Genomic DNA, 10,603 nt, shown 5'->3' on the forward strand with positions numbered 1-10,603 from the left:
CTCTCAAATTACAATTAGAATTCTAATAAAATCGATCCAATTGCCAGTCCTGCTCCAAATCCCGTTAGCAATACTTTACCTTCTAGGCTTCCTTCTTCTAAACGTTTGTCCAATGCCAATGGAATTCCAACCGATGAAATATTTCCAGAATCAACCACTGTTTTAGCAACTTTGTCCATTGAAACACCTAATTTAGCGGCTAACTTTTCAATTACTCGTAAATTAGCTTGGTGTGGAATTACATATTCAATATCATCAAAATTCAAATCATTGTCTGCTAAAAACTTTTTCATATGATTAGCAACTTTAGTATCTACAAATTCTGCGACTTGACGTCCTTGTTGGAAGAATGCATCCATTTGTGGATAATTGCTTGCTTCAATTGCTTGAATTGGTGCCATTCGTCCACTGTGAATTACTTCTTCATCTCCACTTGTTTCAAGCTTTTCAGCTAAATATTGTGATTTTTTATCATCACTTTTTTCAATAATAACACCCGCAGCCCCATCACCGAAAAAGACGGTTGATGTCCGGTCTGTAAAATCCATCATTTTTGAATTAACTTCTGCACTAATTACCATAGCACGGTGATATTGATCTGAATTAACAAATTTTTCTGCTGTACTTAAAGCATAAATAAAGCCCGCACAAGCTGCAGATATATCATATGCAAACGCATTAGTTAACCCTAATTTTTTTTCAACAATCGCTGCAGTTGATGGGGTTAATGCATCTGGAGAAATTGTTGATACAATTAATAAGTCAATATCACTTGCATCCAAATTAGCTTTTTCCAAAAGTTTAGCCCCGACGAAAGTGGCTAAATCAGAAGTATTTTCATCATTCATCGCGTAATAGCGATTCTTAATTCCTGTATGTGATACAATCCATTCATCAGATGTATCCATAATTTTACTTAAATCATCGTTTGTAACTTTAGTTTGTGGAAGATAACTTGCTACAGATAAGATTTTGATTGCTTTACTCATGTTTCCACTCCCATTTATTTTTCTCACAAAATATATTAAATAAAAAAAGCGCAGTAGTCAATTAATGACTCCTACGCTAGCGATGCGGGTAAATGGATTCGAACCATCACGGGAAATAATTCCCACCAGATCCTTAGTCTGACGCGTCTGCCAATTCCGCCATACCCGCGACAACAGAATTAATTATAGCAAACATTTTTTTATCTGACAAGTTATTTTTTAAATTAATTTTATTTTTCCATGACAAGCGCCACAACGATATCTATCAGGATTCATTTTTCGTTGTCGCCAAAATTTTCTTTCACATTGTTGACAAACATACTGGTACTTCATTTTTTCATTTGAAATTCTTGGAGCATATCTCAAGCCCCCTACTTGCTGTAATAAATTACGGAAAACTAAATCTCGATGCGTATGTTTTTGTCCACTTAAATGCAAGTGATAATGGCATAATTCATGTTTGATTACCCCAATCAAAATCTGCTCATTAAATTCTTCTAACATCTTTGGATTAATGTCGATATTGTGATTTTTTAGAAAATATCTTCCGCCTGTACTTTTTAGGCGAGAATTAAAATAAGCTTTGTGTAAAAAGGGGCATTTAAAAAATTCTAGTGAAATACTTTCAACTAGGCTTTGTAATTCTTGATTATTCATTTGGATTTACCATTGTTAATTGAATTCGATTCCGTTTTTGATCTATTTCTAGCACCCAAACGTCAATTACTTGACCAACCGCAACAACCTCGCGAGGATTTTTAATCTTTCTTTTCTTCATTTGTGATATATGAACTAAGCCATCTACTTTAACCCCAATATCTACAAATGCCCCAAAATCAGTTACATTTCGGACAGTTCCTTGTAACTGCATTCTCTTCTTTAAATCTTCTAATTTTAAAATATCACTTCTTAACAGCGGGCCCGACATTTTATCACGCACATCTCTGCCTGGTTTATCTAAGCTTTCAACAATATCTTCAACCGTTTGTTTCCCATAGTTAGTTTTCTTAATAAAATCTGCTACTGAAAATTGTTGAAGTGCAGATTTTAATTTATAACTGCCCAATCTAGCGTCACTTTGCTTAATTTCTTGTAAAATCTCTTTTGCAATTGGATAACTTTCGGGGTGAATATCAGTATTATCTAACTTTTCTTTTCCATCAATAATTCTTAAGAAACCGGCTGCTTGTTCATATGCTTTGGGTCCGAGACGTGGCACTTTCTTTAATGTTGCCCGTTTTTCAAATTTACCATTTTCATTTCTAAAATTAATAATATTTTGTGCAATCGTCTTATTTAATCCCGAAATATTTTGAAGCAATTGAACACTAGCTGTATTTAAATTTATCCCTACTTTATTAACAGCCGTTTGCACAACTTCTTTTAATTCATCATCCAATTGTCCTTTAGGTAAATCATGTTGATATTGCCCTACCCCAATTGCTTTAGGATCTATCTTGATTAATTCAGCTAAAGGATCTTGAATTCGACGCGCAATACTAATTGCGGAACGTTCTTCAACATTAAAATCTGGAAATTCTTGGCGTGCAATTTCACTGGCAGAATAAACTGAGGCCCCAGATTCGTTGACAATCACATAATTCACATGTGGGTAATCACGTAAAATATCCGCAATAAATGCTTCTGTTTGTCGACTAGCAGTCCCATTTCCAATTGCTACGACTTGAATTGGATAATGTTTTAACAACGCTTTTATTTTTTCCACAGCTTGAGCTCGTTTTTTAGGATCAGGTTTCTTATCTTTGGCAGTTTCGTGTGGATAAATCACATCTTTTGTGATGAACTTCCCTGTTTCATCCACAACTGCTAATTTACACCCTGTCCGAAAAGCAGGGTCGACGCCTAAAATTACTTTTCCTTTTAACGGTGTTTGCATCAATAAATTGTAGAGATTTTCTCCAAACACAGCGATTGATTGTTTTTCAGCTTTTTCCGTTAATTTAGCACGAATTTCACGTTCAATACTTGGTTTGATTGATTTTTTGTACGCAGTTTCATAAGCTTTAATAATGAATTCATTTGCCGGTGAAACATTTTTTGAAATAATCCGGAAGCGGAAATAATTTAAAATAATTTCTTCATTAGTCTCTATTTTAGCACGGAGAATTTTTTCTTTTTCTCCACGATTTATTGCTAAAATTTGATACGAACTTAAATTAGTTACTTTCATTTCAAAATCATAGTACATTTTATACGTTTGCTGTTCATCAATCGCATCTTTTTTTAATTTTGAAGTCAATTTACCATAATTTTCGAACCGTTGTCGTATATAATTTCTAAGTTGAACATTTTCGCTGAATAGTTCAATTAAAATATCTAAGGCTCCATCCATGACTGCATTTTTTGTTGGATATTTTTCATTGCAATATTTTTCAGCTTCTTCTTTTGGTGATTTCTTTGGAAAAGATAAGATATACTTTGCTAATGGTTCTAAACCATTTTCTCGTGCTATTTGAGCTTTTGTAACCTTCTTTTTTTTAAAAGGTAAATAAATATCTTCAACTTCTTGCAGTGTAGCCGCATCTTTTAATTGTGCTTTTATTTTTGCGGTCATTTTTCCTTGTTCGGCAATACTTTTTTCAACGTCTGCTTTACGTTTCAATAGTTTTTCAACCCGTTGATATTCTTTTTGGATATCACGAATTGCTACTTCATCTAAACTACCCGTCTTTTCTTTTCGATAACGTGCAATAAATGGAATCGTATTTCCATCTTCTAATAACATTAATGTATTTTGTACTTGGCTAGGTTTAAATTCAAATTGTTTTTGAATTAAACTAACAATATTTTTATCCATCTAATATTTTCCTTCTAAAAAAGGGATCGAATTTAAACGAACCCTTTAAAATATATTTTTATTTCCAAAATTCATCATAAACTGTAATTGGTAAATGACGTTTATGCTTTGTTTTATTAAACCATGCTTCGAGTTTTAAAGCTGCATCTTCACTAATTTCGAGTCCTTCAAGATAGTTATCAATATCTTGATATGTTACTCCTAATGCCACTTCATCTGGTAATGCCGGTCTTTTTTCTTCTAAATCAGCAGTTGGTGTTTTTTCATACAAATGTTTCGGTGCATTTAATACTTCTAACATTTGTCTTCCTTGACGCTTATCTAATCTCCATAACGGAGTCACATCAGCACCACCATCACCAAATTTAGTATAAAAACCAGTAATTGCTTCAGCAGCGTGATCAGTTCCTACAACTGCCCCACTTGTTGCTCCTGCAACCCCATATTGAGCAATCATTCTTTGGCGTGCCTTGATATTTCCTTTATTGAAATCACTTACGGAAATATCATTTTCTTCAATGCTTGCAACCATCGCATCTGCAGCTGGTTTAATATTGATTCGAACTACTTTATCAGCTTGCATAAATTCAATGGCATCCATCGCATCTTGTTCATCAGCTTGATTTCCATATGGTAAACGTACTGCAATAAATTGATAAGAATCATCCCCAGTTTCTTGGCGAAGTTCACTAATTGCCATTTGCGATAACTTTCCTGCTAAAGTAGAATCTTGTCCGCCTGAAATTCCCAAGACAAGTGTTTTAAGGAATGGATGTTTTTTCAAATAATCTTTTAAAAATTCTACTGAACGACGAATTTCTTCTTCTGGATTAATTTTTGGCTTTACCTTTAGTTCTGCAATAATTTCTGCTTGCAAAGGACGCATGTTTATTACCTTCTTTAAATTGTTTTTTAGTTAATTTTTCCATGAATATCATGAATTATCTTCATCTTATTGTCATAACATTTTTGTGATAAATCAACAGGGTATTCTTGGGGATTCAAGTCACGCTTATATTCTTCCCAAAGACTATCTAAATTATCATGAGCATACTTTTTAATCTCATCAATCGTCGGTGAAATATATACTTGTTTTCCCTGAACAAAAATATCTTGAAGAATTGGACGCGCATCAAAATCTTGCAACGTTTTATTAATATACGTATATTGTGGGTGAAACATGTATAATTCTTTTTCCAATCTTGGATTTTCATCCCATAAAGCAATGTAGTCTCCTTCAGATTTACCATCGGATTTGCGGGTAATACGCCAGACTTGTTTTTTACCTGGAGTTGAGACTTTTTCTGCATTACTTGAAATTTTAATCGTGTCTTCCATAATGCCATTTTCATCTTCAATTGCAACCATTTTATAAACAGCACCTAAAGCAGGTTGATCGAAGGCTGTAATAAGTTTTGTTCCCACACCCCAAGAATCAATCTTAGCTCCTTGCATCTTCAAGTTTGTAATGGTTTTTTCGTCTAAATCATTGGAAGCAAAAATTTTTGCATCAGTAAAGCCAGCTTCATCAAGTTGTTCACGAACTCTCTTAGAAATATATGCCATATCACCAGAGTCAATTCGAACTCCCACAAAATTAATTTTATCTCCCATTTCTTTTGCTACTCGAATAGCTGTAGGAACCCCACTTTTTAAAGTATCAAATGTATCCACTAAAAATACACAATCACGATGAGTCTCAGCATAGGCTTTGAAAGCTTCATAATCATTACGATATGCTTGCACTAGTGCATGGGCGTGAGTTCCACTGACAGGAATCCCAAAAATTTTACCAGCACGTACATTACTTGTAGCATCAAAACCACCAATATAAGCTGCACGCGTTCCCCAAAGTGCAGCATCTGTTTCTTGAGCGCGTCTAGTTCCAAATTCTAATAAAGTATCGTTATTTACAACAGAACGCATTCTCGCTGCCTTAGTTGCAATTAAGGTTTGATAATTAACCATGTTTAGCAGTGCAGTTTCTACTAATTGACAATCTACCAATGGACCTTCAACTTGAATAAGCGGTTCATTATTAAATACTACTTCACCTTCTGAAACAGCACGTAAAGTAGCGGTAAATTTAAAATTACGTAAATAATCAATAAAATCCGCATTATAGCCAACTTCTGTTTCCAAATATTCTAAATCATTTTCGGTAAAATGAAGATTATTAATATAATTAATAATTCTTTGTAAACCTGCAAAAATAGCATATCCATTTTCAAATGGTAATTTTCTAAAGTATACTTCAAAAATCGCTTTTCTTTGATCTATACCTTTGCGCCAGTATGTTTCCATCATATTTAACTGATATAAGTCTGTATGTAGTGTGTAACTATCATCAGGAAATGTTTTTCCCATCTTTTTCCTCCCTCTTCAAAATAATATTTATATAATCATATATCATTTTGAATTTCAAATTTGATTTTATCACTTTTTGCAAACCTTGTCATATCCATCAAAAATTAAGGTATAATGAAATTACCGATATTCGATGAAAGAGAGTTTATTTAATGAAAAAATCAACTGTAGATATTTTAGGGATTAATTTTCTATCAACAACAAATCATGAATTTATTGAACAATTAAAAAAAGATAGTTTACACCACCAAAATCGATTTGTTGTTACTGCTAATCCCGAAATTGTCCTTGCTGCTCGTAAAGATAAAGAATATCAAAAAACTATTAAACAAGCTGATTATGTCATTGCTGATGGAATCGGAATTATCATTGGTGGAAGCATTTTAAAAACCCCCTTACCAGAACGAGTAACTGGTTATGATACTTTAATTTCTTTATTAAATTTTGCTAACAAGTACTCCAAAAAAATTTTTCTTGTTGGAGCTAAACCAGAAGTTATCTCACAAGTTCAAGTAAATATTAAAAATGATTTTCCCAATATCAAGATTGTGGGCGCATATGATGGATATTTTAAAGACGATCATCACATAACATCTGCTATTGCATCAAGCCAACCTGACTTTGTTTTTGCAGCGCTTGGATTTCCAAAACAAGAATATTTTATTGCTAAAAATAAAAATTTAGCTCCTGCAATTTGGATGGGAGTTGGTGGCAGCTTTGATGTACTAGCTGGAATGAGCAAGCGTGCGCCAGTTTTTTGGCAAAAACACCATATCGAATGGCTTTACCGTTTGATCCAAGAACCCTCAAGAATTGGGCGAATGATGGCATTGCCAAAATATTTACTTTTAGTTTATCGAAAAAAATTTTTTAAACGATAAAAAGACTTGATAACCAAACGTTTCAAAATGTTTGATTATCAAGTCTTTTATTTTTCTAAATAAAATTCATATCTTTCACCAGCATATTGAGTTCGAACGTATTCAAACGGCTGTCCATCTTTTAACTCCGTAATTTGGCGTAATCTTAGAATTGCTTCCCCTTTTTTAAATTTAAAAATCCGCAATCCGTTCAGACGCTAACATTGCCGACACAGTCTGTTGTGCATGGCCGATTTCAAAGCCGTTCTTTTCTAAAGTTTTATAAAGAGATGAGGTGATTTCAGATTTTTCAAATTGACTTACCAAATCATATGGTACCGTAGCCACTTCAAAACAAATCGGCAATTTATCAGCATACCGAATACGTTCCATCCGTAAAACTTTTTGTTGGTCACTTAAAGACAATGCCTCACTTTCACTTAATGAAGGTGTAGTTACAAGATAAGAAACTGTTTTACTTGTTGGCGTTTTTCCTTGTGATTCGGTTATTTCAGTAAAACTGGTTATTCCTATCATTTTTTCTTGAACTTTTTTTCGTGCGACAAATGTCCCTGACCCCACTTTACGTTCTAAGATTCCTTCATCTACAAGCGTTTGAATTGCTTGGCGTAAAGTCATTCGACTCACGCCAAAAGCTTTTGAAAGTTCTCTTTCAGGTGGAATTTTTTCTCCTATTTTCCATCTGCCCGATTCAATATCTTTTTTTATATGATTATGTATTTGAATATAAACAGGCGATTCCATCTATTTTTCCTCTAATCCTTTATCTTTTTTTATTGTGGCATCAACACCTTTGATAATTGATGTCATAAAACCAGCTTCTTCCATCGCTAAAACCCCTACAACCGTTGATCCGCCTGGTGACGAAACTTCATCAACTAATTCCCATGGGTTCTTATTTGATTTTAAAATTTTCGCAGCGCTTCCTAAAACAGCTTGCGTGACAATTTTTTGTTGCCTCTTTTTTATTGATTCCATACTTAACACCAGCTCGAGACAATGAATCAATAAAGAAGTAAACAAAAGCTGGTGAACTTCCAGCCAATGCGACAAAGGTACTAAAATCCTTTTCTTCTAGAACCGTGATTTCTCCTAGAAATTCAAATAACTTTTTCACATCGCTAAAAATCTCAGTTGTGGTATTATCATTCGCGCACAATGCCGTCATTCCTTGATTAATTTCAACATTAACATTAGGCATAGTTCGAATTAGCGGAACTTTAATGCCGTCTAATTTTTGCTCAATTTTACTAAGACTTACACCCGTCACTACTGAAATCAAATTAATTGGTTTAATTTTAAGTTGATCTTTAATTTCTAACAGTACCTCATCTAAAATACTGGGCTTAACTGCTAAAAATGTATATTCCGTATTCTTTATCACTTCAGCATTAGAATCACAGCTATTTAAGCCGAATTGATTAGCATATTCTTGGTAATTTTCTTTATGCTTGCTATGAATAAAAATATTCTTTCCCTTAAAGCCAGCATTTAATAATCCTTGAATTATTGCCTTGGCCATGTTGCCTACACCAATAAAACCGATTTTCATATTTCTATCCCCTTTGGATTTTTAAATTAAGTTACAAAAAAAGACTGGGATGACACCCAGTCTAAAGTAGTTGGGGTAGCTGGATTCGAACCAGCGCATGACGGTACCAAAAACCGTTGCCTTACCGCTTGGCTATACCCCAATAATGGTGGAAGGGAGTGGATTCGAACCACCGAACCCGAAGGAGCGGATTTACAGTCCGCCGCGTTTAGCCAGACTTCGCTACCCTTCCATAAATATTACAATGTATAATATACATGATTTTATTGTGTTTTGCAAGTAAAAAAGCACATAAAATTATAAAATTTTACGTGCTTAGAAAATTAATTTACGCCAACCATTAATTTCTTAATTTTTGGTGATAAAAATAGTAATAAAATACCAAATAAAATTGTAATTAAACCTACAATACTGTAGTAGGCAACCTCTGTATTTGCAGTATATAATTTAACGATTTGGGCGTTAATAGCTTGAGCTGCAGCATTACCAAGGAACCACATACTCATCATTTGTGATTGGAATGCTTTTGGAGCTAATTTAGATGTTACTGATAATCCGATTGGTGAAATTAACATTTCCCCAATAATTACTAAGGCCCAACTCATAATTAACCATAATGGACTTACTTTTGCATCTGTTCCAAATAAGATAACAGGGATTGCCATCCATAAGAATGATAATCCAGCAAAGAATAGCCCATAAGAGAATTTAACTGGTGATGAAGGTTGTCTCTTTCCTAATTTAACCCATAACCAGGCAAAAATAGGGACATATAACATAATAAACAATGGATTCATACTTTGGAATAAACTTGGTTCAAAACCAATTCCAAATAATGATAAACGTGTTTGATCACTAGCAAATAATGCTAACACAACTGACCCTTGTTCTTCAATTGACCAGAATAAAACTGAAGCAATAAATAATGGAACATAAGCCCAAACTTTAGAACGTTCATCAGTTGAAATCTTGGTACTGCTTAACATTGTAATGAAATAGTAAATAGGAATTAACACAGCAATAATTGAAATCAAGTTAATAACATTTGTGATATTCAAAGCATTGAATAATTGCATAATGACAAGTACTAATACCAATGCTACAAGACCAATAATTGTTTTAATTGAAATACCTTTAAGTTCACTCGGATCAATTGGATCAGTAGGATATAAACTATCTTTTGAAAGATATTTCTTACCATCAACCCAATATTGAATTAATCCAAAGAACATCCCGATGGCAGCTAATGAAAAACCAAGATGAAAATTAATTTTCATCCCAACTTGACCAACTAAAATTGGTGCAATAAACGCCCCCATATTAATACCGAAAACAAAAATATTAAATCCTGCATCAATACGTGGATCGTCATCCGAATAAAGGGCCCCTACCATTTCTGAGACATTTGGCTTCAATAACCCGGTACCTAAAACAATTAAAATAATTGAAATTAAAAGTGCGGCTTGACCAAACGGTGTAGATAGAGCAATGTGCCCGAGCATAATCAAAATTCCACCAATAAATACCGTTTTTCGACTTCCTAAGATACGGTCACTAATAAATCCACCAAGAACACTTGAAAGATACACAAGTGAACCGTAAATTGCCATAATTGATGCTGCAGTTGTCTTGTCCATACCCAGTCCACCTTTGGTAACTGAATAATACATGTAGTATAACAAGATTGCACGCATCCCGTAGTAACTGAAACGTTCCCACATTTCAGTAAAGAACAGGGTTGATAAACCCCTTGGATGCCCAAAGAATGCCGTATCCTTTGCATCTCCATTCATATAAATTCCTCCAAACTACATTGACATTTGTCAATCAATATATATACATTATTTTTGCATAAATAGAATGTATACCTTTTCATTATAATTTAAAATCTTATAACAGTCAAATTATGCCCCTATTTTATCGGATTTTTAATTGTAATAAAAAAGAGGATGTATTTATATACATCCTCAGTTGCATAGCGACTTCCTACCCTCGC

The 10,603-nt window shown here is 33.7% G+C and carries 7 protein-coding genes, 3 tRNA genes and 2 pseudogenes; 1 reads left to right on the forward strand and 11 read right to left on the reverse strand.

The features are described 5' to 3' along the window. Positions 1–14: 14 nt before the first annotated feature. From JCM14209_RS05915 to JCM14209_RS05940, 6 genes are all read right to left on the reverse strand, one after another. Positions 15–989, reverse strand: a complete 975-nt coding sequence (locus JCM14209_RS05915; RefSeq protein ID WP_025022630.1) for a beta-ketoacyl-ACP synthase III — start codon at positions 987–989, stop codon at positions 15–17. A gap of 83 nt (positions 990–1,072) precedes the next feature. Beyond that, positions 1,073–1,158, reverse strand: a tRNA-Leu gene (locus JCM14209_RS05920). Positions 1,159–1,208: 50 nt separating this feature from the next. Continuing rightward, a complete protein-coding gene (locus tag JCM14209_RS05925) occupies positions 1,209–1,646 on the reverse strand; it encodes a SprT family protein (protein ID WP_025022631.1) in 438 nt (145 codons plus the stop codon). Further along, complete coding sequence (locus tag JCM14209_RS05930; RefSeq protein ID WP_025022632.1) at positions 1,639–3,807, reverse strand: Tex family protein; 2,169 nt, start codon at positions 3,805–3,807, stop codon at positions 1,639–1,641. Before JCM14209_RS05930 ends, JCM14209_RS05925 begins: the two co-directional genes overlap by 8 nt. A 58-nt stretch (positions 3,808–3,865) precedes the next feature. Beyond that, positions 3,866–4,693, reverse strand: a complete 828-nt coding sequence (gene nadE, locus JCM14209_RS05935) for an NAD(+) synthase (RefSeq protein ID WP_025022633.1) — start codon at positions 4,691–4,693, stop codon at positions 3,866–3,868. A gap of 26 nt (positions 4,694–4,719) precedes the next feature. Further along, positions 4,720–6,174, reverse strand: a complete 1,455-nt coding sequence (locus JCM14209_RS05940) for a nicotinate phosphoribosyltransferase (protein ID WP_025022634.1) — start codon at positions 6,172–6,174, stop codon at positions 4,720–4,722. Between the two features lie 152 nt (positions 6,175–6,326). Between JCM14209_RS05940 and JCM14209_RS05945 the strand changes: the two genes are divergently transcribed. After that, entirely contained in the window at positions 6,327–7,055 is a 729-nt protein-coding gene (locus JCM14209_RS05945; RefSeq protein ID WP_025022635.1) for a WecB/TagA/CpsF family glycosyltransferase, read from the forward strand. Positions 7,056–7,102: 47 nt separating this feature from the next. On the opposite strand, the pseudogene JCM14209_RS09235 reads toward JCM14209_RS05945, so the two are convergent. The 5 genes and pseudogenes from JCM14209_RS09235 to JCM14209_RS05970 all read right to left on the reverse strand — a co-directional run bounded on the left by JCM14209_RS09235 (position 7,103) and on the right by JCM14209_RS05970 (position 10,400). After that, a pseudogene (locus JCM14209_RS09235) lies at positions 7,103–7,799 on the reverse strand (GntR family transcriptional regulator). After that, a pseudogene (gene proC / locus JCM14209_RS09240) lies at positions 7,800–8,607 on the reverse strand (pyrroline-5-carboxylate reductase). 70 nt (positions 8,608–8,677) lie between these two features. Next, a tRNA-Gln gene (locus JCM14209_RS05960) sits at positions 8,678–8,749 on the reverse strand. A gap of 4 nt (positions 8,750–8,753) precedes the next feature. Continuing rightward, positions 8,754–8,839, reverse strand: a tRNA-Tyr gene (locus JCM14209_RS05965). A 91-nt stretch (positions 8,840–8,930) separates the two neighbouring features. Next, entirely contained in the window at positions 8,931–10,400 is a 1,470-nt protein-coding gene (locus tag JCM14209_RS05970) for a peptide MFS transporter (protein WP_025022636.1), read from the reverse strand. Positions 10,401–10,603 lie beyond the last annotated feature (203 nt).

Source organism: Ligilactobacillus hayakitensis DSM 18933 = JCM 14209 (assembly GCF_000615845.1).
In the GTDB taxonomy this organism is placed as follows: domain Bacteria; phylum Bacillota; class Bacilli; order Lactobacillales; family Lactobacillaceae; genus Ligilactobacillus; species Ligilactobacillus hayakitensis.

Coding starts and splice junctions, on each gene's coding strand:
- JCM14209_RS05940 (WP_025022634.1), bottom strand. CDS start 6,174: ATGGGAAAAACATTTCCTGATGATAGTTACACACTACATACAGACTTA.
- JCM14209_RS05970 (WP_025022636.1), bottom strand. CDS start 10,400: ATGAATGGAGATGCAAAGGATACGGCATTCTTTGGGCATCCAAGGGGT.
- JCM14209_RS05915 (WP_025022630.1), bottom strand. CDS start 989: ATGAGTAAAGCAATCAAAATCTTATCTGTAGCAAGTTATCTTCCACAA.
- nadE (WP_025022633.1), bottom strand. CDS start 4,693: ATGCGTCCTTTGCAAGCAGAAATTATTGCAGAACTAAAGGTAAAGCCA.
- JCM14209_RS05930 (WP_025022632.1), bottom strand. CDS start 3,807: ATGGATAAAAATATTGTTAGTTTAATTCAAAAACAATTTGAATTTAAA.
- JCM14209_RS05945 (WP_025022635.1), top strand. CDS start 6,327: ATGAAAAAATCAACTGTAGATATTTTAGGGATTAATTTTCTATCAACA.
- JCM14209_RS05925 (WP_025022631.1), bottom strand. CDS start 1,646: ATGAATAATCAAGAATTACAAAGCCTAGTTGAAAGTATTTCACTAGAA.